We start from the raw sequence: 22,173 nt of genomic DNA, 5'->3' as shown, positions 1-22,173 counted from the left end.
GGCCGGACTTACTGCGCGACCTGGGTGATCTCGAACGGCACCGGCTGCTGCGCAGCGTGCGGGTGCTGGTCGCCCGAGTAGACCTTCAGCTTGGAGAGCATCTGACGGCCCAGGCTGTTCTTGGGGATCATGCCCTTGATGGCCTTCTCGACGGCCTTCTCGGGGTTCTTGTCGAGCAGCTCGTCGTAGCGGACGGAGCGCAGACCACCCGGGTAGCCGGAGTGGCGGTACGCCATCTTCTGGGTCCGCTTGTTGCCGGACAGGTGCACCTTGTCGGCGTTGATGATGATGACGAAGTCGCCCATGTCCATGTGCGGGGCATAGGTCGGCTTGTGCTTGCCACGGAGGAGGTTCGCGGCAGTGGTAGCCAGACGGCCCAGGACGACGTCCTGAGCGTCAATGACGTGCCACTGGCGAGTCACATCGCCGGGCTTAGGGCTGTACGTACGCACTTCGCAGCCTTCTTCTTCAGTGGATGGGTGCTGAGACATGGCATCACTGAAGCGATCGTGCAGCTGGGGACGACAATGGCCGGGGCACTGCCCGTATGCCGCCCACTGGTAACTGCTCCAGGGAACCTAGGTAAAGGTCTCTCGCGTGAGAACGAGGGAGCCAATACACAACGAAGATGCAGGATACCCGGGGTCCCACGGACGGGTCAAAACGAGGCCCTCACAGCCACTCCGCGGCCGAGATGTGCACGGGTGCCGGAAAGGTCCCGAGGCCAGTGTCCACAGGCCCGACAGCACCTCCCGCACCCCGTCTAAGATGCGCCCCATGAGCTTTGGGCAGCAGGGGGGACCCCCGTCCCAGTGGGATCCCTGGAAACCGCAGTCACAGCAGCCGTGGAGCAGCGGCGGGGGCGAGCAGACCCCGGACTGGGCCGCGCTCGCCGAGGCCTCCGAGATCCGCAACAGACGGCGTCGGCTGTTCTTCATCGTCGGCGGTGCGCTCGCCACGGTCGCGATAGGCACCGCCGTGGCGATGGCCGTCGTGTCGGCGAGCGGCGGTGACGACCAGGCGGACAAGCCGCCGTCCTCGCTGCCGGCCGCCGCGATCCCCAGCGCGACCGGGACCGCCCCGTCGTTCGCGCCGACCAGCGCCCCGCCGCCGCTGGACCCGAAGGACTTCATCGCCAGCAAGGCCAAGGACACGGCCCCGCTCAGCGCCAAGATCCTCTTCCCGGGCACCCAGCTGACCATGGGCTCGACGGTGTACAAGAAGGGCACGACCTCCGACACGAAGAACTGCGCCGCGGCCGACACCGTCCAGGCGAGCCTCGGCAAGATCCTCAAGGCCAACGGCTGCACCCAGTTCATGCGCGTCAGCTACACCAAGGACGGCGTCTCGGTGACGGTCGGCGTGGCCGTCTTCGACACGGAGGCCCTGGCGGCGAAGGCGAAGGGCCAGGTCAACACCAAGAAGGACATCGTCAAGTCGCTGTCCGGCGGCGCGGTCAAGCCCTTCTGCAACTCCGCGATCTGCCGCACCACCTCGAACTCCTACGGCCGCTACGCCTACTTCACCATCGCGGGCTTCGCCGGCGGCAAGAACGTCACGGAGAAGGACACCGCGGTCTTCAGCATCGGCAACAATCTGGCGGAGTTCACCTTCCGCCAGATCCACCGGCGGGGCGAGGCCCAGGCGTCGACGGCCGCGGGCGAGTGACCCGGCGCGCCTCGGCGCGCCGGGTCCGGTTCCTTCAGGTCCGCTCCCAGGAGCCGCTCAGAACGGGCTCGGGATACGGCATGACGGGTTCCGGCGGGCTGTCGGCCGTCCGCCGGCTCCCGGCCGCCCTGAAGACCCAGGTGCGGTAGGACCAGAAGCGGAACAGAGTCGCCACGCCGATGCCGAGGAACTTGCTGACGTTGGTGGCGAGCGTGCCGTCCCAGCCGAACCCGTAGGTCGTGGCATAGAGAACCGAGTTCTCGATGACCAGGCCGATCGCGCTGAACAACAGGAAGAGGGTCAGCTCCTTCCTGCGGCTGTTGCGGTCCTCCTGGTCCCGGTTGCGGTACGCGAAGTACCGCAGTCCGAGGTAGTTGCCCAGGATCGCGACGACCGTGGCCAGGACGCTCGCCCGGACGGTCTGCCACTCCGTGACGGTCCTGATGAGGTTGAAGACCGCGAGGTTGACCACGAAGCCCGACGCACCGACCATGCCGAACTTCGCGATCTCGCGGTACAGCTTCCCGAACCTGGAGGGAAGCGCGTGACGTCCGCTGCTCACCGTCCCGCTCAACCCCGTCGGTTGCGCAGTCGCAGCCGTACCGGCATCACCGCCGACTCGATCTGCGTCGAGAGGCTCATCTTGGAGACGCCCTCGGTGCGCTCCTCGAAGCGGATCGGAATCTCCACGGCGCTGTGCCCGGCCCGGACGGCCTTGAACTTCAGCTCGACCTGGAAGCTGTAGCCGGCGCTGTCCAGGGTCGCGAGGTCGACGTCCCGCAGGGTGGCCGCCGACCACAGGTTGAAGCCGGCGGTGATGTCCCGGATCTTGGTGCCGAGCACGGTCCGGGCGTACCGGTTGGCGAAGCGTGACAACAGGACACGGTGCCTGCCCCACTCCTCGTCCAGCGAGCCGCCCTCCACGTACCGGCTGCCGACGACCAGGCCGACCCCGGACGCCACGGCCGTACCGAGCATGCGGGGGACCGCTTCCACCGGGTGGCTGCCGTCGGCGTCCATCTGGACGACGTACGCGGCGCCCTCGTCCAGCGCGGCACTCATGCCGGCCACGTAGGCGCGCCCGAGCCCGTCCTTCTCGGTCCGGTGCAGCACGCTCATCCGGCGCCGCCCGTCCCAGTTGTACTTCTCGGCGAGCTCCTCGGCGATCCGTCCGGTCCCGTCCGGGCTGGAGTCGTCGACGATCTTCAGATGCAGCCCGTCGATCGGCAGGCCGAGGACCAGCTCGGCCATGCGGGGCAGGTTCGCCGCCTCGTTGTAGGTGGGCATCACCACGGTGCCGCGGTCACCCCCCAGGTCATACGTCATTTCTTTCCCTCCCCTGAGGACCCCGAAGGGGTTCCCTCCCGACGAGCGCGGGTCTGCCCAGCGCCCGGAAGTACCAGCCCGCCGCGGTCCAGCGGCCCGCGTCGAGTACCCCGCGGCCGTCCACGATCCGCGGACGGCTCACCAGCTGTGCGGCCCGCTCCGGGTCGATCTCCCGGAACTGCGGCCATTCGGTCAGATGCAGCACGAGATCGGCTCCCCTGAGCGCGTCCTCCGCCGACATCGCGTAGCCGAGGAGCGGGAACGCCTTGCGGGCGTTGTCCAGCGCCTCGGGGTCGTACACCGTGACATCGGCGCCGTCGAGACGCAGCCGGGCGGCCACGTTCAGCGCGGGCGAGTCACGGATGTCGTCGGAGTCGGGCTTGAAGGCCGCTCCGAGCACGGCGATCCGGGCCCCCAGGACCGAACCCCCGCACAGCTCGCGCGCCACGTCGACAACCTTGTCGCGGCGGCGCATGTTGATCGCGTCGACCTCCCGCAGGAAGTCCAGCGGGACCCCCAGTTCCCCGGCGCGGTGCGCGAAGGCCCGGATGTCCTTGGGCAGACAGCCGCCGCCGAAGCCGATGCCCGCGCGCAGGAACTTCCGGCCGATCCGGTCGTCGTGTCCGATCGCCTCGGCGAGGACACCGACATCGCCGCCCGCGGCCTCGCAGACCTCGGCCATCGCGTTGATGAAGGAGATCTTGGTGGCGAGGAACGCGTTGGCGGCCGTCTTGACCAGTTCGGCGGTCGGGAAGTCGGCGGTGACCAGCGGGGTACCGGCGTCGAGGACGGGGGCGTACACCCGGCGGAGGGTCGTTTCCGTGTGCGAAGACCGCACCCCGAACACCAGCCGGTCCGGCCGGAGGGTGTCCTCCACGGCGAAGCCCTCGCGCAGGAACTCCGGGTTCCACGCGACCTCGGCACCCTCGTGCAGCGCCGCCAGCCGCTCCGCCGTCCCCACCGGCACGGTCGACTTTCCGACCAGCAGGGCCCCCTCGGCCGCGTGCTCGGCGATGGCCGCGAAGGCCGCGTCGACGTAGGTCAGGTCGGCACCCTCGGAACCCGAGCGCTGGGGAGTGCCCACACACACGAAGTGCACCTCGCCGAAGGCCCCGGCCGCCGCGTAGTCGGTGGTGAACCGGAGCCGTCCGCTCGCCGTGTGCTTCGCGATCAGCTCGGGCAGCCCGGGCTCGTGGAAGGGCACCCGGCCCGCCTGCAGCGCGGCGACCTTGTCGGGGTCCACGTCGACCCCGAGCACCTGGTGTCCCAGCTCCGCCATGCAGGCGGCGTGGGTGGCACCGAGATAGCCGGTGCCGATGACTGTGAGCCGCATGGGTACGGCCTTTCGTGAAGACATGAGCAAGGAGGAACAGGGGTGGCCGACCGGCTCAGGACGTCTTCGCCCAGATCTGGTACGCGCCGGTACCGCCCCCGCTGAGCCGGTACGGGATCTTGCCGACCAAGCGGTAGTTCCCGTTCTTGGTCACCTGCTGCTCGATGTACTTGTCGATGTCCGGCGTCGCGATGCCGTCCAGGACGACGAGGTCGAAGTAGCCGGCCTGGATGGCGAGCCGGTACCCCTCCTGTCCGTGGTGGATCTTGCCGTTCTTGTCCGAGTAGCCGATGCCATAGGTCGACGTCCACTGGTCCTGCTCCGTCTTGCCCCGCAGGTAGTAGACAGGCACCTCGTAGGTGGCACCGAGGTACTTGCCCTGGGGCTTCATGTACGGCTCGATCGCCTTCACGAGGGGAGTGGAGTCCGGCCACAGACCGAAGCGCCACTCCGACTGCGAGACGCCGAGGCACAGTGCGGTGACCCAGAGCAGGATGCCCAGCTGTGGATAGCGGAAGTGCTTGCCGACCAGCCGGATCACACCGACACCGGCCATCGGGGCGGCGAAGAGCAGACCGAAGTCCAGGTGCTTGTAGAGCGAGACCGACGTGCTGAGGTGGATCTGGTACGCGGGGGCCAGCAGCGCGGTACCCGCCAGTACCAGGCCCGTCAGGGCACGCCAGCGCCAGCCGGGACCGGCCAGCCCGTGAGAGCGCGGCGACTCGTTCATCCGGCCACGCAGCGTGTAGGCCACCGCACCCGCGACGGCGGCGGCGAACATCAGGCCGCCCCATTCCACGGACTTCTCCGCCAGGGACATGGCGGTGTCGGCGCCGTGGGCACGGTTGGTGGTCGTCGACTTCACACCGGCGAGCACATTCGTGTACATCAGGCCGACGCCGACCAGCGCGGCTGTGCCGAGGCCGAGCAGAAGCGCCCGCAGCACACACCGCCAGCCCTTGTGGTGCCAGGCCGTGAGCGCGGCCAGCACGATGAGCGTCGGCACGTACAGCGCGGACGCGTACTTCACCGCGACCGCCAGCACCATCAGCGGCGCCGCGAGCAGCACGGCGATCACAGGCGCCTTGTTGGTGCGGACGACGATCCAGGTGCTGAGGGCCAGCAGGAAGATCGCCGGGGCGTCGTAGGTGGCGAACCAGCCGAGCACGATGGTCGGCTGGGTGACCGCGAAAAGCGCCGCGGCGACCAGGGCGACCCGCTCGTTGAACATGCGCCGGCTGAAGGAGTACAGCAGCGCGGTCGCGCCGAGCATGCACACCAGGCTCAGCAGCCGGGCCCCTGACAGCCCGAAGTACCCATCCACGACGGCCGCGACGACCGGGTACAGCATCGGCGACCCGGAGAAGTACGACTCGTACCCGCTGTGCAACGGGGTGCCGCTCGCCCAGTGGTCGATGATGTTGTGGCCCGCCGCGAGGTACAGGGCCTCGTCCTGGAAGGCCGTGTTGGACAGCCGCAGCGACAGCACGGCCTGGATGAGCAGGACGACCGCCAGGACACCGCGGCTGACCCACGCCCGCCGCTTGCTCGGAGCGTCGTCCCAGCCCGCGTCGGGAGACTCGGGGATGTGGTACCCGGGCTCGTCCTCGGGCACCTGCTGGTACGTGACCGTACGCAGGGCGTACGTCGGCTGGTCGTCGTAACCGGTCTGCGGCTGCTCCGGGATGCCGGAGGAGAACGGCTGCCCGGTCTGCTGCTGCCCCTGGTAGGAGTGCCGCCCGTCGTCATACCCGTACCCGTGCTGCTGGTACTGCTCCTGCTGGTGCGGCCGCACCCGGCCGTTGGAGTTGAACCAGCCGCCGGCGTCGTCCTCGGCGTCGGGATCGTAGGGCTGCGGGGTGTGGTGATCGTGTCGGGAGGTCATCTCGGCTTCCGTATGTCGAAGCCGAAACGGTCGTCGGCAGCCAGTCGCTTGAACTCCTTGAGGGCCAGCGGGCTCGCCTCCAACCGCCAGTCGGCACGCTTCCTGTGGTTGAACCAGATGAAGCCGAGCATGTTGTCGTCGGCCTCCACACCCGCGAACAGGTTGCGGATGTCGGCCCGCCGTCGCTCACCCGGCATCGCCGCGGTCTCGGCCAGGAGCATGGGCTTCTTGGTGAAGGCACGGATCTCGTCGATGGTCGGACCGAAGACGCTGTTGAAGGTGTTGTCCTGACCGAGCGTCCAGTAGCCGACGAGGCCGACCCAGTCGACGTAGGCGTCCCCCGGGTAGTACGGCTTCAGCCGCACGCTCTTGACCGGGTTGATGATGTTGGGCGTCCAGGCCCAGATCACGTTCGAGGCTCCGGCGTCGATGAAGGTGTCGTGAATGTGCCGCCAGGCGGCCACGTACTCCTCAGGGGTGACGTGCTTCGTACCCCACTTCTCCCAGTTGCCGTTGAACTCGTCGGCGAAGTCGATCACGACGGGCAGGTTCAGCTTGCGGACCGCGGTCGCGTACTTCTTGAGGTACGCGTCGGACTTCCCGGCCGCGATGTCGGCGAGGGAGCTGTCGAAGGGCTCCCAGGACATCAGCGTCAGGGCGCCCTTCTTCCAGGCGTTGCGGACTCCGCTGGCGTCGAAGCCGTCGCCCCAGGCCGCGTAGTACTCGATGAGGTTGGGCTGTTTGCCGGTCATCCCGGTGTACGCGTCGACGCCCTGCATGGAGGTGGGCGCGCCCTCGACGGCGGCTCCGTAGTACTTCTTGGCCGGCTTGAGCAGCGGGACGACGTCGTACGGGATATCGCTGTCCGCGCTCCGCGACGGATCCGCGCCCTGGGCCCGTCCATCGGGTGAGGCACTGTTCGAGTCGTCGAGCACGGAGCAGCCGCCGAGGGTGAGGACGCTGATCAGGGCAGCGGCGACCGCGGTACGTGTGCCTGTGGGGAATCGCATGTCAGGCGGTCACCTTCTCCCGTGGCTGGACCAGCACGCGGCCCACGACGAGGGCGTAGAAGAGTCCGGAGGACAGGATCAGGGCGAAGTTCGGGGCGTCCATGGTGAACGTCCGGTAGACCGCCGCCACGACCCAGATCAGCGCGGTGCCGCCGCTCCAGACCCACATGCCGATCCAGAAGCGCCGGGTCTTGTTCTTCTTGGCGCCGGAGGAGCCGGTGGGCTGCCAGCCCATGCGGTTCTTGCGCAGGATGTCCCAGATGGCGAAGACGTGCGCCCAGCCGTACATCATGCGGGCGGCCCAGGCCTCCAGGCGGTAGGGCGCCTTGTGCCACATGGGGAAGACGATCGTGGTGTAGACGATGCTGGGCACCACCAGGAGCAGATGCTCGACCCTCAGCTTGTCCGGCATCATCACCAGCAGCACGATCGGGATGACCGGTGCGGCGAAGGTGAAGAGCGCCGTGTGGATGTAGTAGAAGAACCCGGACATGTAGCACAGACGGCTGGAGAGCCTGATCTTGCGCTCCCAGAACTTCCTGCTGCCGAACAGGCTCATCGAGCCGGAACACCAGCGGTACTGCTGGTTGAAGAAGGCGCCGGCGGTGTCCGGGCACACTCCCGTGGAGACGGCGACCGGCACATAGCGCAGGTCCCAGCCGAGGCCCCGGAGGTCGAACCCCGTGTGCACGTCCTCGGAGTGCTCGATCAGGGTGGTACCGCCGTTGGTCTCCAGCGCGGCCCGCCGGTACACGGCGCAGGAGCCGACGCAGATCGCTCCGTCACTGCCCTGCCGGGAGACCTGCACCGACCGGTAGAACAGTTCCTGCACGGCGCCCGCGCCACGCTCGATCCAGTTCTGCGAGTCCAGCACCCGGAAGTACTGCGGGGACTGCACGATGCCGATCTTCGGGTCGGCCTCCATGTACGGCAGCAGTTCTTCGAGGAGGTCGGCGCGCGGGGTGAAGTCGGCGTCCAGGATCAGGATGTACTGACCGTCGGACTGCCCGAACCCGAAGTGCAGGTTGCCGGCCTTCTTGAACCAGCCGCGGTTCTCCCGGGTGCCGTAGCGGAACCCGAAGTCGCGGGCCATCGCCTCCAGCTGGGGGTCGGCGCCGTCGTCCAGGACGAACGGGACGCAGACGCCGGGGTAGTGGTCGGCCATCTGCCGGACGTGCCGCCAGGTGTTGTGCAGCACCTCGATGGGCTCGCCGCACACCGGCAGGAACACGTCGACCGTGGGGTGGACACCCGGTCGCCAGTCATGCACCAGCCGCTTGTGGTGCTCGATGTCGAAGTCCTTGGTGAAACCGTTCACCCGGAGCGAGACCAGGTAGTAGAGCACGGTGAAGACCAGCAGCGGCGTGTAGATCCACAGCACCGGCGTGGACTGCGCCAGCTTGAACTGGCTCACCACCAGACAGCAGAAGCTGATCAACGAGCAGATCGTCAGGATCCACAGGTTCCTTCGGGCGTAGGAGTACTTCTCCCTGTCCGTGGGCGGCAACGGCAGCAGCCCCAACGGAGCTTCGACACCTCGCCCGGCTCTCCTTCGCCCACTGCTCTGACGCGCGGCACGACGCCCCCCGGCCCGTACCGGGCCAACTGAACTCATGAAGAAAACCACCAATGGGCCCCTACCGGCCCGTTGACCCCCACCATTTCCAGCCACATCTGTAGAACTTGTGGCCGAGTTGCGAAAGATTATCCGAGTTATATGAAAGGCGTAAGAGTTGACTGAGCACTTACGGGAACTAAGTGGCCTATGTCCGCTATCTCCTGCGAAATGAGGGATAACTAACAGGTTTCACATCCCGTGCCCCGGGCAGACCGATCTGCCCTCTGATGGGAGGTACTGATCGACGATCTCCGACCACCCAGGGGGCAGGCACCACATGACGGGTTCGAACTCACGACGCTCCGTCCTCAGATCGGCCCTCGCGGTGGGCGGCGTCGCCGTGTCCGCCACAGCGGTCTCCGCGGGTGACGCCACCGCCGTGGCGGCGGACGCGGGGTGGGTGAACGTCAAGGACCTCGGCGCCAAGGGCGACGGCACCACCGACGACACCGCGGCGATCCAGACGGCACTGGACGCCTGTCGGCCGGGCAACGTCACCGTGCTCCCCGCGGGGGTGTACCGCACGAGCGCTCCGCTGCGCATCGGCCCGTATGTGACCCTCCAGGGTTCGCACGCCGGCGGTGAGTCCCAGCCGGGGGCCGAGAACCCGGTGGTCGGCATCCGTCCCCTTCCGTCGTTCACAGGAGACGCCGTCGTCGAGGTCCTGGACCGGCAACTGGGCGGCTATTCCCGCCCGGCCAACGCGCAGCGCATCTTCTCCCTGACCATCGACGGTTCCGACCTGCCCCGCTCCGGAGCGGAGATCGACGGCATCCGCGCGACCGGGCAGATCCAGCACCTGCAGCTCCGGGACGTCCATGTCCGCTCCGTCACGGGCATCGGTATCAACACCTGGTACAACTTCAACGCCACGGGCGGACCCCAGGCACCGTTCTGCCTGCACTACGACCGCGTCTCCGTGCTGTGGACCGGTTCCCACGGCATCGTGCTCAACAACTCCACCGACTCCGTCTTCCACGACGTGTACGTCCTGGGCGTCGGCGGCTGCGGCTGGTGGATGTCGGGCGCGGGCAACTCCTCCTTCACCAGCTGCCGGGCGGAGTGGTCGAAGCTGCACGGATTCGACATCGAGTCCTTGCCCGGCGTGATCAAGATGGTCGCGTGTTCCACCGACCGGAACGGTTGGCACGGCATGTACGTCCACGCGACGGACACCACCGGGGTCCTCGTGCTGTCGGCCACGAATCTCACCCGGGACGGCGAGAACAACGGCACCGGTGGCGGCGGATACGCGGGGCTGGGGGTCGCGAGCTCGCAGTGCAAGGTCATCGCCGACGGCCTGGTCGTCCTCACGGGCAAGGACGACGACGGAACGGGAGCGGCGAGTCCCCAGTACGGCGTACGGGCCGACAACTCGGCCTACGTGGTGGTCAACTCAGGCCACCTCCAGGGAGTTTCGTCCCCCTGGCAGAACGGCACCGGCAACACGAAGTTCGTGAAGGGCACGCTCGTCGGCACGGGCTGAGAACCCGCCATTCCCGCTGACGATGCCGAAGTGAAACGCGCCCCATAGTGCCCAAAAACCTCAACTGATGATAAGAACAACCACTTGGTCTTCACGTTTGTGCCGTGCCCGTGACCGTTCCGGGCGCGAACCCGAGGGGGGTCCCGATTTGCCCGGGTTTTCCATGCCCGCACGCGGTGGACGCCACCGCGGTCGGCGGCGCACATGGCTGCTCTCCATCGTGGCCGTGGCCACTGCGGCGCTGATCGGCACGACGATCAGCCTGGTGGCGTCCTCGGCCCAGGCCGACCAGAACACCCAGGGCGTCGACAACCTGCGCACCAACTGGGACCCGGACGAATCCTCGCTCTCCCCGGCGGTCGTCCAGTCCTCCGCCTTCGGCCGGCTCTTCGCCACCAAACTGGACGGTCAGATATACGCCCAGCCGCTGGTGCTGGGCGGCCAGGTGATCGCCGTCACCGAGAGGAACACCCTGTACGGTCTCGACCGCACCACCGGCGCGATCGAGTGGAGCAAGAACTACGGACCCTCATGGCCGGCGTCGGCGATCGGCTGCGGGGACCTCGTGCCGGACATCGGCGCGACCGCGACACCCGTCTACGACCCCGCCACCAACTCCCTCTACTTCACCACCAAGATCGACGACGGCACCTCCACCCACCGCCACCCCATCTGGCTGATGCACGCGGTCGACCCCGCCTCCGGAGCCGAGCGCTCCGGGTGGCCGGTCACCATCGCCGGAAGCCCCGTCAACGACCCCGGCGCCACCTTCGACGCCTACTATCAGCAGCAACGCCCCGGCCTGCTGCTGATGAACGGCGTCGTCTACGCGGGCTTCGGCGCCCACTGCGACGCATGGCCGTACCGCGGCTATGTGGTCGGCGTGAGCACCACGGCGCACAGCATCACCTCGATGTGGGCCACGGCGACCGGGGCCGGCATCGGCGGCGCCGGCATCTGGCAGGCGGGCGGAGGTCTGGTCTCGGACGGGCCCGGCCGCATCTTCTTCAGCACCGGCAACGGCATCAGCCCGGCGCCCGGCCCGGGCAAGACCGTCCAGGGAACCCTGGCCGAGTCCGTCGTACGCCTCCAGGCAGGCGCGGACAACAGCCTCAGCACGGCCGACTTCTTCAGCCCCAGCAATGCCGCCACCCTGGACCTCAACGACCAGGACATCTCCTCGGGCGCCCCGATGGCGCTGCCGGACGGCTTCGGCACCAGCGAGCACCCGCACCTGCTCGTCCAGCAGGGCAAGGACGGACGGGTGTTCCTGCTCGACCGCGACAACCTCGGCGGCATGGGCCAGGGACCCCAGGGCGGCGACGCCGCGGTCAGCGTGTCCGGCCCCTATCAGGGCATGTGGGGGCACCCCGCCTTCTGGGGCGGCGACGGCGGCTACGTCTACGTCGTCGGCAACCAGGGTCCGCTGCGCGCCCTCAAGTACGGCGTGCGCAACGGTGGTACACCCACGCTCACCCTCACCGGCCAGAGCCAGGACACCTTCGGCTACAGCAGCGGCTCTCCCCTGGTCACGTCCAACGGCACGGACGAGTCCAGCGCCCTGGTGTGGATGACCTCCGCGAGCAACGCCTCCGGGGCCGACGGCACCCTGCGCGCCTACAGCCCCACCCCCGACGGCAACGGCCGTCTCCAGCTGCTGTGGTCGGCGCCGATCGGCACCGCGACGAAGTTCAGCACGCCGACCGCCGAGCGCGGCAAGGTGTACGTCGGCACCCGGGACGGTGTGCTCTACGGCTTCGGCAGCCCGGCCAGGACCGCCCTGACCGCGGCCTCGCTGGACTTCGGCCAGGTCGGGGTCGGCGCCGGCGGCTCCGCGCAGATGAAGCTGACGGCCACCCAGGACGTCAGCATCACGGGGCTCAAGGCCTCCGGTCCGTTCACGGTCGACCCGTCCGCCGTACCCACACCCGACCGGCCCACCCCGCTGGCGACGGACGCCACCCTCGACGTTCCGATCAGCTTCGCCCCCACGACCACCGGCGGCGTCAACGGCACACTGACCGCCAACCTGTCGGACGGCCAGAAGCTGGTCTTCGCCCTCCACGGCATCGGCACCAGGCCGGGCTTCGGGGCGGCGCCCGGCTCCCTCGACTTCGGCGAGGTGCCCACCGGCAGCACCTCGACGCTGAACCTGCAGGTCACCAACACCGGTACCGAACCGGAGACCGTCACCTCCGTCGGCGCGCCAGGCGGCGCCTTCTCCGCCTCGGGGCTGCCCAGCGCGGGGACGGTCGTCCCGGCCGGTGGCTCGTTCGTGCTCTCGGTCACCTACACGCCGACCACGGACCAGGTCGACAGCGACGCGCTCGTGATCAGCAGCAGCGGCAGCGGCGGCGCCGCCCACACCCTGAGCGTGCCGGTCGGCGCGACGGCCATCACGGGGAAGGGACACCTGGAGTTCTCCACCAGCGCGCTGGACTTCGGTCAGGTCCCGGTCGGCAGCTCGAAGTCCCTGTCGTTCACCATCACCAACACCGGCAACATCCCGGTGACGGTGACCAAGGCCAAGGCACCGACGGGTGACTTCAACAGCCCGTTGCAGCTGTCGGAGGGCCTGGTCATCGGTCCCGAGCAGACCGCCGTGCAGAGCGTGACGTTCACCCCGCGGTCGGCCGCGGATCTGAGCGCCTCCTACGAGGTCACCGGCACCGGGACCGACGACAGCGGCAACCCCCAGGGCGCCATGTACGTACAGGTCAAGGGCACCGGCAGGGGCACCGCCACGACCACCTCGACCGCCGACGGACTGTGGCAGACCAACGGCTCGGCGGTGCAGGCCGACGGCGGCGGCGTCCAGCTGACCCCGGCCACCGGCTACAAGGCGGGCTCGGCGGTCTACACCAAGCCGTTGCGCACCGACGGTCTGCGGGCGACGTTCACCACCAAGTTCGGCCCCGGCACCGGCGGGAAGGGCATGGCACTCACTCTCCTCGACCCGGCCCAGAACTCCGCCTCGGCGCTGGGCGGGTTCGGCGACAGTCTCGGCATCGCGGGACGGCCGGGCACGGTGATCGCGCTCGGCACCGGTTACAACACCACGCTGAAGACGCAGAACTTCGTAGGGATCGGCCGCAGTTCGGCCGGCTCGTCGACGATCACCTACCAGTCGGTGGTCCCGCTCACCACCTCCCTGCGCCAGGGCACGCACCAAGTCGACGTCCAGGTGGCCACCGGCCATGTGTACGTCTGGATCGACGGGACCCAGGTGGTGGACGCGACACCGACACTGACTCCCACCGCGCTCCTCGCCTTCTCCGGTGCCAACACCGACAGTGCCGACGTGCAGACGGTGAGCGGTCCGGTCATCGCCCAGGGCCCGGCGGCGACCACCTCCCTCCACCTCTCCACCTCGAGCCCGGCCGTCCCCGGCCGACCGCTCACCGTCACCGGCACACTGACCTCGTCCGCGGCGCTCCCCGCGGGGCAGCCGGTGCACATCACCCGGAACGGGACGGCGCTCCCCGACGTGACGACGAAGGCGGACGGCTCCCTCACCTTCACCGACACCCCGCCGGCCGAGGGAACCTACACCTACGCCGCGAGCTACGCCGGGGACGCGACCCACGACCCGGCGAGCACCACGAGCCTCGTCCAGGCATCGAAGCTGGTCACCACGGTCACCATGACGGCCCCGGCCACGTCCACCCGCGCGCAGAAGCTGACCGTGTCCGGCACGCTCTCCGGCGCGCCCTTCGCCGCCGGTGGGGTCGTCAAGGTCACGAAGACCGACCTCGGCCACACCTCCGGCACCGCACTCGCAGACGCGAAGGTCGCACCGAACGGTTCGTTCACGTTCTCGGACACCCCGCAGATCGGCGGCGCCAACTCCTACAAGGTGACCTACGGCGGCGACATCTCACACAAGCCGGGCAGCGGCACCGCCACCGTTCAGGTGTCCCGGGCCTCGGCGTCCGTGACCATCACCACGGACCACTCGACGTATGCGTACGGTCAGACCGCGAAGATCACCGCTCACCTCGGTACGACGTACAACAGCCGTACGGTGGCGATCTACGCCAAGCCGTTCGGCGGCACATCGGTCCTGGTGAAGTCGGGCGCGGTGGACTCCCACGGCGACCTGGCCGGGTCCTACAAGCTCACCCGCAACACCACATTCAGCGCGGTGTTCGCCGGTGACTACCGGTACGCCCCGAAGACCGCCGCCCGCACCGCGCAGACCCAGGTACGGGTCGCGGAGACGTTGTCCGGCCACTACACGACCACGCACTACGGCAGCACTCTCTACCGGGTGTATCACCACACCGCCAAGGAGCAACTGGACGTCACCGTCACCCCGAACAAGGCCGGCCAGTGCGTGCTCTACCGGGTGCAGCGGTACTACAGCGGCGCCTGGCACACACAGAGCACCAGCCCCTGTTCGGCCCTCAGTTCCACCAGCACCGGCCGCCAGCGGATGTCCCTCACCCACTCCGTCAACAACAGGTACCGGGTGGCCGCCCAGTACGTCCACAGCAGCCGTGACACCACCAACCTCAGCACCTGGGGCGCCCGGCAGTACTTCACCGTCAGACAGTGAGCTCCGCCTGCGGCCGGTTCAGGACCCGGCCGCGGGCAACGACCGCCTGTTCCGCGCTTGCTTGTTCCGCGCCGCCAACAACTCGTCCGCCGGATACCCGACTTCCTCCAGCGTCAGCCCGTGCGGCCGTACGACATGGACGGCACTGTCCCGGACACCCGCGTCCAGCACCTTCCGCGGCCACTCCACACCCCGGTGCCCGTCCCCCACGAACAGCAGCGCGCCGACCATGGACCGCACCTGGTTGTGGCAGAAGGCGTCGGCCCGGACCTCGATCTCCACGACCCCGTCCGCCCGCCGCCGCACCCAGAAGTCGAGGATCTCGCGGATCGTCGTCGCTCCCTCACGCTTCTTCGCGTACGCCGCGAAGTCGTGCTCCCCGACGAGGGACTTGGCGGCGGCGTCCATGGCGGCGACGTCCAACTCCCAGTCGTGCCAGAGCACATGGTTGCGAAGCAGCGGGTCCACACCACCCGACTGGTCCCCCACCCGGTAGACGTACCGCCGCCACAGAGCCGCGAACCGCGCGTTGAACCCCGCCGGCGCCTCCCGCAGGGACCACACCCGCACATCCTTCGGCAGCCGCCCCGCCAGCCGCTTCAGCAGCTTCTCGCGATGCTCCGCCCACAGCCCCTCGGGAAGATCCACATGTGCCACCTGCCCCCGCGCGTGCACCCCGGCATCGGTGCGTCCGGCCACGGTCAGCTCGTACGTCACGTCCTTCGACCGCGTGACCGTCCGCAGCGCGTCCTCGATCTCACCCTGTACGGTCCGCCGGCCGCCGGCCTGCTTGGCCCATCCGGAGAAGTCGGATCCGTCGTAGGACAGGTCGAGGCGGACACGGACGTAACCGGGCTGTACTTCGTCGCTCACCCCTGGATCCTCTCAGGAACGGGAAATGCCAGACGGGCCCGCCCCCGAAGGGGCGGGCCCGTCACGACGCGGAAGCGTCAGGCGTCCTTGGCGTCACCCTCAGCCGGAGCCTCGGTGTCGTCGGCCTTGGCCGTGTCGACCTTGGTCTCCTCGGCGGCCGGAGCAGCCTCGGCGTCCTTGGCGGAACGCTTGGTGGCGGCCTCGGCCTCACCCGTCGCCTGCTGCGCGACCGTCAGCGCCTCGACCAGCTCGATGACAGCCATGGGCGCGTTGTCGCCACGGCGGTTACCGATCTTGGTGATGCGGGTGTAGCCACCGGGACGGTTCTCGTAGCGCGGGCCGATCTCGGTGAAGAGCGTGTGCACGATGCTCTTGTCCGTGATCACCTGGAGCACCTGACGGCGGTTGTGAAGGTCGCCCTTCTTCGCCTTGGTGACCAGACGCTCGGCGTACGGACGCAGCTTGCGCGCCTTCGCCTCGGTGGTGGTGATACGGCCGTGCTCGAAGAGGCTCTTCGCCAGGTTCGCGAGGAGCAGCTTCTCGTGCGCGGCGCTGCCGCCCATACGGGCACCCTTGGTGGGCTTCGGCATTTTCTATCTCCTGTGTGTCTGCCCCGGCCGTATCAGGTACCGGGGTCAGGAACCCGATGAGCGGATGCTCACCGGCAACGACCGATCAGTACTGCTCGGTCTCCACGAAACCCGCGTCCGCGTCGTCGTCGGCGCCGAAGGCGTCGGCGGCGGCCGTGGGGTCGAATCCGGGCGGGCTGTCCTTGAGGGCCAGGCCCATGCCGGCCAGCTTCGCCTTGACCTCGTCGATGGACTTCGCACCGAAGTTGCGGATGTCCAGGAGGTCGGCCTCGGAGCGCGCCACGAGCTCACCCACGGAGTGGATGCCCTCACGCTTGAGGCAGTTGTAGGAGCGGACCGTGAGCTCCAGCTCCTCGATCGGCAGCGCCAGGTCGGCGGCAAGGGCGGCGTCCGTGGGGGACGGGCCCATGTCGATGCCCTCGGCGTCGATGTTCAGCTCGCGAGCGAGACCGAACAGCTCGACCAGGGTCTTACCGGCGGAGGCCATGGCGTCACGGGGACGCATCGCCTGCTTGGTCTCGACGTCGACGATCAGCTTGTCGAAGTCGGTGCGCTGCTCGACACGGGTCGCCTCGACCTTGTACGTGACCTTGAGCACCGGGCTGTAGATGGAGTCGACCGGGATACGGCCGATCTCCTGGCCCACCTGCTTGTTCTGCACGGCGGACACGTAACCGCGGCCACGCTCGACCGTGAGCTCCATCTCCAGCTTGCCCTTGCCGTTGAGCGTGGCGAGGACGAGGTCGGGGTTGTGCACCTCGACACCGGCCGGGGGCGCGATGTCGGCGGCGGTGACCAGACCCGGGCCCTGCTTGCGCAGGTACATCACGACCGGCTCGTCGTGCTCCGAGGAGACGACCAGCTGCTTGATGTTGAGGATCAGGTCGGTGACGTCCTCCTTGACGCCCGGCACGGTGGTGAACTCGTGCAGGACACCGTCGATGCGGATGCTGGTGACAGCGGCACCGGGGATCGACGACAGGAGGGTGCGGCGGAGGGAGTTGCCGAGGGTGTAACCGAAGCCCGGCTCCAGCGGCTCGATCACGAACCGGGAGCGGAATTCGTCGACGACCTCTTCGGTCAGTGACGGACGCTGAGCGATCAGCATGTGTGGATCAGATCCTTCTTTCGTGGACGCCCGCTATTTGACGCCCGACGGACCCGCACCGGTGAAAGCACGGGGTACTGCAAGGGTACGGGCGGCACGGCCCCGAAGAGCCGTACCGCCCGCGACCTCAAGACAACCTGGCCTCAAACACGGCCTGTGTCAGACGCGACCGCGTCAGACGCGGCGGCGCTTCGGCGGACGGCAGCCGTTGTGCGGGGTGGGGGTGACGTCCTGGATCGAACCCACCTCGAGGCCGGTGGCCTGGAGGGAGCGGATCGCGGTCTCACGGCCGGAGCCGGGACCCTTGACGAACACGTCCACCTTGCGCATGCCGTGCTCCTGCGCGCGGCGGGCGGCCGACTCGGCGGCCATCTGCGCGGCGAAGGGGGTGGACTTGCGCGAGCCCTTGAAGCCGACGTGGCCGGCGGAGGCCCAGGAGATCACGTTGCCCGAGGGGTCCGTGATCGAGACGATCGTGTTGTTGAACGTGCTCTTGATGTGGGCGTGCCCGTGAGCGACGTTCTTCTTTTCCTTGCGGCGCACCTTCTTGGCAGCGCCCTGACGACCCTTGGGGGGCATCTACAAACTCCTACGGGGAGGTGGTCGGTCCTACAGCGAAGACCGCTGATGAAGCGTTGTCCGCTGAGGACTACTTCTTGCCCGGCTTCTTCTTGCCGGCGATGGCGCGACGCGGGCCCTTGCGGGTACGAGCGTTCGTGCTGGTGCGCTGACCACGGACGGGCAGTCCACGACGGTGACGCAGACCCTGGTAGCAGCCGATCTCGACCTTGCGGCGGATGTCGGCCTGGACCTCGCGACGGAGGTCACCCTCGGTCTTGAGGTTGTTGTCGACGTACTCACGAATCGCGACGAGCTCCTCCTCGGAGAGGTCGCGAACGCGGGTGTTCGGGTTGATGCCGGTCTCGGCCAGCGTCAGCTGCGAAAGGGTCCGGCCAATGCCGAACACATAGGTCAGGGCGACCTCCACGCGCTTGTCGCGCGGGATGTCAACACCGGAAACGCGTGCCATTCAATGGCTCCTGGTGATCTTCGGAGGTCTTCCACAGAGCCGGTTCCCAGCCGCCGTACCAGGTACGAACTGGGTCCCCGGCCTCCGAACCGGGGGTGTCAGACGAAAGACGTCTGGGCTCCGCGTATGAACAAATTCAGCTTGCGTCGCGCGAATCCCTGCGAGAGCAGAGGGTTCGGTCCTGCGTCAGCCCTGGCGCTGCTTGTGGCGCGGGTTCTCGCAAATGACCATGACCCGGCCGTGACGGCGGATCACCCTGCACTTGTCGCAGATCTTCTTGACGCTCGGCTTGACCTTCATGGGATTGAGGTTCTCCGGGTCAGTGCCACCACCCCGCCGCAGCGGGATGCGGGCAAGATCTACTTGTACCGGTAGACGATCCGGCCACGTGTCAGGTCGTACGGAGACAACTCCACCACGACCCGGTCGTCAGGGAGGATACGGATGTAGTGCATACGCATCTTTCCGCTGATGTGAGCCAGGACCTGGTGGCCGTTCTGGAGCTCGACCTTGAACATGGCGTTCGGAAGAGACTCGACGACAGTGCCCTCGATCTCGATGGCACCTTGCTTCTTGGCCACGCTTCGCCCTTCGAATCGACTACCTTGATCGACTCCCCTGCGCTTCCCCTGAGGGCGCATGCGGACATGCGGGTGCACGAGAGCCGACGAGTCAGTCTACGTCAGGGCTCACCGAAAGACGAATCGAGGAAGGATGCCCCAGAAGGTAGATCATTAAGCGAGCGGGTCGGGCGCGGCGGTGATCCCGTGCTCCGCGAGCTTCGCCCTGCCGCCGTCGGGAGCCGTCAGAACCAGCGGCCCCTCGTCCGTCAGCGCCACCGAGTGCTCCCAGTGGGACGACCACGTACCGTCCGTCGTGATGACCGTCCAGTCGTCCGACAGGACCTCCGTCCTCGGGGTGCCCAGGGACACCATCGGCTCGATCGCCAGGCAGAACCCGGTGACCAGCTTCGGCCCCTTCCCCCGGCGCCGGTCGACGTAGTTCAGCAGGTGCGGGTCCATGTGCATCTCGGTGCCGATGCCGTGACCGCCGTAGTCCTCGATGATCCCGTAGCGGCCGCCGCCCGGCTTCGGCTGGCGGCGGATGTACGTCTCGATGGCCCGGGAGACGTCGACGAGCCGGTTGCCCTGCTTCATCGCCGCGATGCCGGCCCACATGGACTCCTCGGTCACCCGCGAGAGCTCCAGCAGCTCCGGAGCGTGACCCGAGCCCACGAAGGCCGTGTAGGCCGCGTCCCCGTGCCAGCCGTCGATGATCGCGCCGCAGTCGATGGAGATGATGTCGCCGTCCTTGAGGACGACCTCGTCGGACGGGATGCCGTGGACGACGACCTCGTTCACGGAGGTGCAGATCGTCGCCGGGAAACCGCCGTACCCCAGGAAGTTCGGCTTGGCGTCGTGCTCCGCGAGGACCTTGCGCGCGACCTGGTCGAGATCCCTGGTCGTGGCCCCGGGCACCGCGGCCTCTCGGGTCGCCGCGTGGATGGCGGCGACGACCAGCCCCGCCTCGCGCATCTTGGCGATCTGCTCGGGGGTCTTGATCTGCACCATGCGGCGGAAGCCTTTCTGAAACCGGGGAAATCTTGAGGGACGGGTGCCGTCAACGATACGTGCACCCACACAGCAGCCGCGGCCCCCTCGGAAGGGAACCGCGGCTGTCGTACGTGGAAAACCGCTGCGGAAAGACCGCTACGCGGCGTCGCCCTCGTGCTGGAGCGCCTCCATGGCACGGCCGGTGACGTCCTCCACCTTGCCGAGCGCCGAGATCGTGACCACCAGGCCCTGGGCCTTGTAGTAGTCGATGATCGGCTCGGTCTGGGTGTGGTAGACCTCCAGGCGCTTGCGGACCGTCTCCTCGGAGTCGTCGTCGCGCTGGTACAGCTCGCCGCCGCAGACGTCACAGACGCCGTCCTGCTTCGGCGCCTTGTACGACACGTGGAAGACGTGCGCCGAGTCGTTGCGGCAGATGCGGCGGCCGGCGATGCGCTTGACGACCTCCTCCTCGGGGACTTCGAGGTCCAGCACAGCGTCCAGCTTCATGCCCTCGGTCTGCAGCATCTCGTCGAGCGCCTCGGCCTGCGAGACATTGCGCGGGAAGCCGTCGAGCAGGAAGCCGTTCTCGGCGTCCGGCTGCTCCATGCGGTCCTTGGCCATCCCGATGGTGACCTCGTCCGGGACCAGGTTGCCCGCGTCCATGTAGGACTTCGCGAGTTTGCCGAGGTCCGTCTGCCGGCTGATGTTGGCGCGGAACAGGTCGCCCGTGGAGATGTGCGGGATCGACAGGTTCGAGGCGAGGAACGCGGCCTGCGTTCCCTTACCGGCGCCCGGCGGCCCGACGAGGACGATACGCATCAGCGGAGGAACCCTTCGTAATTGCGCTGCTGGAGCTGGCTCTCGATCTGCTTCACCGTCTCGAGACCCACACCCACGATGATCAGGATGCTTGTCCCGCCGAAGGGGAAGTTCTGGCTTGCCCCGAAGCCGACCAACGCCAGTGTTGGCACAAGAGCGATCAGACCCAAGTACAGCGAACCCGGCCAGGTGATCCGGTTGAGTACGTAGGAGAGGTACTCAGCGGTCGGTCGGCCAGCCCGGATGCCCGGGATGAAGCCACCATACTTCTTCATGTTGTCGGCGACTTCCTCGGGGTTGAAGGAGATCGCCACGTAGAAGAACGCGAAGAAGACGATGAGCAAGAAGTACATGCTGATGTAGATCGGGTGGTCGCCCTTGGTGAGGTTGGCCTCGATCCAGGTCTTCCAGCTCGATGTGCCACTCGAGAACTGCGCGACCAGCGCCGGGATGTAGAGCAGCGACGACGCGAAGATGACCGGAATCACACCGGCCTGGTTGACCTTCAGCGGGATGTACGTCGACGTACCGCCGTAGGACCGACGGCCGATCATGCGCTTCGCGTACTGCACCGGGATACGGCGCTGGGCCTGCTCGACGAAGACCACCAGACCGACCATGACCAGGCCGACCGCGATCACGGTGCCGAACTCGATCCAGCCGCCGGCCAGGGTGCCCTGCTTCTTGATGGCCCACAGGGCGGACGGGAAGGTGGCGGCGATCGAGATGAACATCAGGATCGACATGCCGTTGCCGATGCCGCGGTCGGTGATGAGCTCACCGAGCCACATGACGACGGCCGTACCGGCGGTCATCGTGATGACCATGACGATCGTGGTGAAGATCGCGCGGTCCGGGACGATGCTCGACGCGACCGTGCAGCCCGAGAAGAGGGCGCCGCTGCGGGCGGTGGCCACCAGGCCCGTGCCCTGCAGGATGGCGAGCGCCACCGTGAGGTAACGGGTGTACTGCGTGATCTTCGCCGTGCCGGCCTGGCCCTCCTTCTTGAGGGCTTCCAGGCGCGGGATGACGACGGTGAGCAGTTGCAGAATGATGCTCGCCGTGATGTACGGCATGATGCCGAGCGCGAAGATCGTGATCTGCAGCAGCGCGCCACCGCTGAACATGTTGACCAGACCGAAGAGTCCCTGGTTGCCGGACGCCTGGTCCACACACTCCTGGACGGACTTGTAGTTGACGCCAGGGATCGGGACATGGGTACCCACGCGGTACACCACGATGATGGCGAGCGTGAAGAGCAGCTTCTTGCGCAGGTCGGGCGTCCTGAACGCCCGGGCGAACGCGGTGAGCACGGT

20 protein-coding genes are annotated in these 22,173 nt (G+C 67.9%); 3 read left to right on the top strand and 17 right to left on the bottom strand.

The genetic code is table 11. The features are described from left to right. Positions 1-8: 8 nt before the first annotated feature. The gene (rplM, locus tag H293_RS0114295) at positions 9-452 is read right to left on the bottom strand and encodes a 50S ribosomal protein L13 (RefSeq protein WP_028807835.1); all 444 of its coding nucleotides are present in this window, start codon (positions 450-452) and stop codon (positions 9-11) included. Positions 453-777: 325 nt separating this feature from the next. On the opposite strand from rplM, the gene H293_RS0114290 reads away from it, so the two are divergent. Beyond that, on the top strand, positions 778-1,668 hold the full coding sequence (locus H293_RS0114290; protein ID WP_020118547.1) for a hypothetical protein: 891 nt from the start codon (positions 778-780) through the stop codon (positions 1,666-1,668). Between the two features lie 34 nt (positions 1,669-1,702). Here the strand turns inward: H293_RS0114290 and H293_RS0114285 are convergent, their stop codons facing one another. The 6 genes from H293_RS0114285 to H293_RS0114260 are packed head-to-tail and all read right to left on the bottom strand — an operon-like array spanning position 1,703 to position 8,639. Next, a complete protein-coding gene (locus H293_RS0114285) occupies positions 1,703-2,230 on the bottom strand; it encodes a GtrA family protein (RefSeq protein ID WP_020118546.1) in 528 nt (175 codons plus the stop codon). An 8-nt stretch (positions 2,231-2,238) separates the two neighbouring features. Beyond that, entirely contained in the window at positions 2,239-2,994 is a 756-nt protein-coding gene (locus H293_RS0114280; protein WP_020118545.1) for a polyprenol monophosphomannose synthase, read from the bottom strand. Next, positions 2,984-4,327, bottom strand: coding sequence for a UDP-glucose dehydrogenase family protein (locus tag H293_RS49485; protein WP_020118544.1), 1,344 nt, complete (start codon positions 4,325-4,327; stop codon positions 2,984-2,986). The genes H293_RS0114280 and H293_RS49485 overlap by 11 nt, the downstream gene beginning before the upstream one ends. A 55-nt stretch (positions 4,328-4,382) precedes the next feature. Further along, positions 4,383-6,212 (bottom strand): ArnT family glycosyltransferase, encoded by a 1,830-nt coding sequence (locus H293_RS0114270; protein WP_028807833.1) that lies wholly within the window; start codon positions 6,210-6,212, stop codon positions 4,383-4,385. Continuing rightward, positions 6,209-7,222: a glycoside hydrolase family 26 protein gene (locus H293_RS0114265; protein ID WP_020118543.1), complete on the bottom strand. Its 1,014-nt coding sequence runs from the start codon at positions 7,220-7,222 to the stop codon at positions 6,209-6,211. The genes H293_RS0114270 and H293_RS0114265 overlap by 4 nt, the downstream gene beginning before the upstream one ends. 1 nt (position 7,223) lies before the next feature. After that, entirely contained in the window at positions 7,224-8,639 is a 1,416-nt protein-coding gene (locus H293_RS0114260; RefSeq protein ID WP_028807832.1) for a glycosyltransferase family 2 protein, read from the bottom strand. 478 nt (positions 8,640-9,117) lie between these two features. On the opposite strand from H293_RS0114260, the gene H293_RS49480 reads away from it, so the two are divergent. Both H293_RS49480 and H293_RS0114250 read left to right on the top strand, forming a co-directional pair. After that, positions 9,118-10,326, top strand: a complete 1,209-nt coding sequence (locus H293_RS49480) for a glycosyl hydrolase family 28-related protein (protein ID WP_020118541.1) — start codon at positions 9,118-9,120, stop codon at positions 10,324-10,326. Between the two features lie 163 nt (positions 10,327-10,489). Beyond that, the gene (locus tag H293_RS0114250) at positions 10,490-14,884 is read left to right on the top strand and encodes an Ig-like domain-containing protein (protein WP_020118540.1); all 4,395 of its coding nucleotides are present in this window, start codon (positions 10,490-10,492) and stop codon (positions 14,882-14,884) included. A gap of 18 nt (positions 14,885-14,902) precedes the next feature. Here the strand turns inward: H293_RS0114250 and truA are convergent, their stop codons facing one another. The 10 genes from truA to secY form a co-directional block, all read right to left on the bottom strand. Next, on the bottom strand, positions 14,903-15,757 hold the full coding sequence (gene truA, locus H293_RS0114245; protein ID WP_020118539.1) for a tRNA pseudouridine(38-40) synthase TruA: 855 nt from the start codon (positions 15,755-15,757) through the stop codon (positions 14,903-14,905). A gap of 77 nt (positions 15,758-15,834) precedes the next feature. Continuing rightward, positions 15,835-16,347 (bottom strand): 50S ribosomal protein L17, encoded by a 513-nt coding sequence (gene rplQ, locus H293_RS0114240; RefSeq protein ID WP_020118538.1) that lies wholly within the window; start codon positions 16,345-16,347, stop codon positions 15,835-15,837. 85 nt (positions 16,348-16,432) lie between these two features. After that, on the bottom strand, positions 16,433-17,455 hold the full coding sequence (locus H293_RS0114235) for a DNA-directed RNA polymerase subunit alpha (protein ID WP_003966937.1): 1,023 nt from the start codon (positions 17,453-17,455) through the stop codon (positions 16,433-16,435). 174 nt (positions 17,456-17,629) lie between these two features. After that, complete coding sequence (gene rpsK, locus H293_RS0114230) at positions 17,630-18,034, bottom strand: 30S ribosomal protein S11 (RefSeq protein WP_003956432.1); 405 nt, start codon at positions 18,032-18,034, stop codon at positions 17,630-17,632. A gap of 70 nt (positions 18,035-18,104) precedes the next feature. Further along, a complete protein-coding gene (gene rpsM / locus H293_RS0114225) occupies positions 18,105-18,485 on the bottom strand; it encodes a 30S ribosomal protein S13 (protein WP_007384083.1) in 381 nt (126 codons plus the stop codon). Between the two features lie 186 nt (positions 18,486-18,671). Further along, a complete protein-coding gene (rpmJ, locus tag H293_RS0114220; RefSeq protein ID WP_003998809.1) occupies positions 18,672-18,785 on the bottom strand; it encodes a 50S ribosomal protein L36 in 114 nt (37 codons plus the stop codon). A gap of 59 nt (positions 18,786-18,844) precedes the next feature. Then, positions 18,845-19,066 carry a translation initiation factor IF-1 gene (infA, locus tag H293_RS0114215; RefSeq protein WP_003948620.1) on the bottom strand — a complete coding sequence of 74 codons (222 nt, stop codon included), beginning with the start codon at positions 19,064-19,066 and terminating at the stop codon, positions 18,845-18,847. Positions 19,067-19,219: 153 nt separating this feature from the next. After that, the gene (gene map / locus H293_RS0114210) at positions 19,220-20,056 is read right to left on the bottom strand and encodes a type I methionyl aminopeptidase (protein ID WP_007384082.1); all 837 of its coding nucleotides are present in this window, start codon (positions 20,054-20,056) and stop codon (positions 19,220-19,222) included. A gap of 138 nt (positions 20,057-20,194) precedes the next feature. Beyond that, positions 20,195-20,857, bottom strand: a complete 663-nt coding sequence (locus H293_RS0114205; protein ID WP_020118537.1) for an adenylate kinase — start codon at positions 20,855-20,857, stop codon at positions 20,195-20,197. Then, the gene (secY, locus tag H293_RS0114200) at positions 20,857-22,170 is read right to left on the bottom strand and encodes a preprotein translocase subunit SecY (protein ID WP_020118536.1); all 1,314 of its coding nucleotides are present in this window, start codon (positions 22,168-22,170) and stop codon (positions 20,857-20,859) included. Before secY ends, H293_RS0114205 begins: the two co-directional genes overlap by 1 nt. Positions 22,171-22,173: the final 3 nt, after the last annotated feature.

The sequence above is a fragment of the Streptomyces canus 299MFChir4.1 genome (assembly GCF_000383615.1).
GTDB lineage: Bacteria > Actinomycetota > Actinomycetes > Streptomycetales > Streptomycetaceae > Streptomyces > Streptomyces canus_C.
This window is presented reverse-complemented; position numbering and strand designations above follow the sequence as displayed.

Bases quoted from the DNA above. Each gene is read 5' to 3' on its own strand.
- rpsM (WP_007384083.1), bottom strand. From the start codon at position 18,485: ATGGCACGCGTTTCCGGTGTTGACATCCCGCGCGACAAGCGCGTGGAG.
- H293_RS49485 (WP_020118544.1), bottom strand. From the start codon at position 4,327: ATGCGGCTCACAGTCATCGGCACCGGCTATCTCGGTGCCACCCACGCC.
- H293_RS0114280 (WP_020118545.1), bottom strand. From the start codon at position 2,994: ATGACGTATGACCTGGGGGGTGACCGCGGCACCGTGGTGATGCCCACC.
- H293_RS49480 (WP_020118541.1), top strand. From the start codon at position 9,118: ATGACGGGTTCGAACTCACGACGCTCCGTCCTCAGATCGGCCCTCGCG.
- rplQ (WP_020118538.1), bottom strand. From the start codon at position 16,347: ATGCCGAAGCCCACCAAGGGTGCCCGTATGGGCGGCAGCGCCGCGCAC.
- H293_RS0114235 (WP_003966937.1), bottom strand. From the start codon at position 17,455: ATGCTGATCGCTCAGCGTCCGTCACTGACCGAAGAGGTCGTCGACGAA.
- H293_RS0114270 (WP_028807833.1), bottom strand. From the start codon at position 6,212: ATGACCTCCCGACACGATCACCACACCCCGCAGCCCTACGATCCCGAC.
- H293_RS0114205 (WP_020118537.1), bottom strand. From the start codon at position 20,857: ATGCGTATCGTCCTCGTCGGGCCGCCGGGCGCCGGTAAGGGAACGCAG.
- H293_RS0114250 (WP_020118540.1), top strand. From the start codon at position 10,490: ATGCCCGCACGCGGTGGACGCCACCGCGGTCGGCGGCGCACATGGCTG.
- rpsK (WP_003956432.1), bottom strand. From the start codon at position 18,034: ATGCCCCCCAAGGGTCGTCAGGGCGCTGCCAAGAAGGTGCGCCGCAAG.
- H293_RS0114290 (WP_020118547.1), top strand. From the start codon at position 778: ATGAGCTTTGGGCAGCAGGGGGGACCCCCGTCCCAGTGGGATCCCTGG.
- rpmJ (WP_003998809.1), bottom strand. From the start codon at position 18,785: ATGAAGGTCAAGCCGAGCGTCAAGAAGATCTGCGACAAGTGCAGGGTG.
- H293_RS0114265 (WP_020118543.1), bottom strand. From the start codon at position 7,222: ATGCGATTCCCCACAGGCACACGTACCGCGGTCGCCGCTGCCCTGATC.
- map (WP_007384082.1), bottom strand. From the start codon at position 20,056: ATGGTGCAGATCAAGACCCCCGAGCAGATCGCCAAGATGCGCGAGGCG.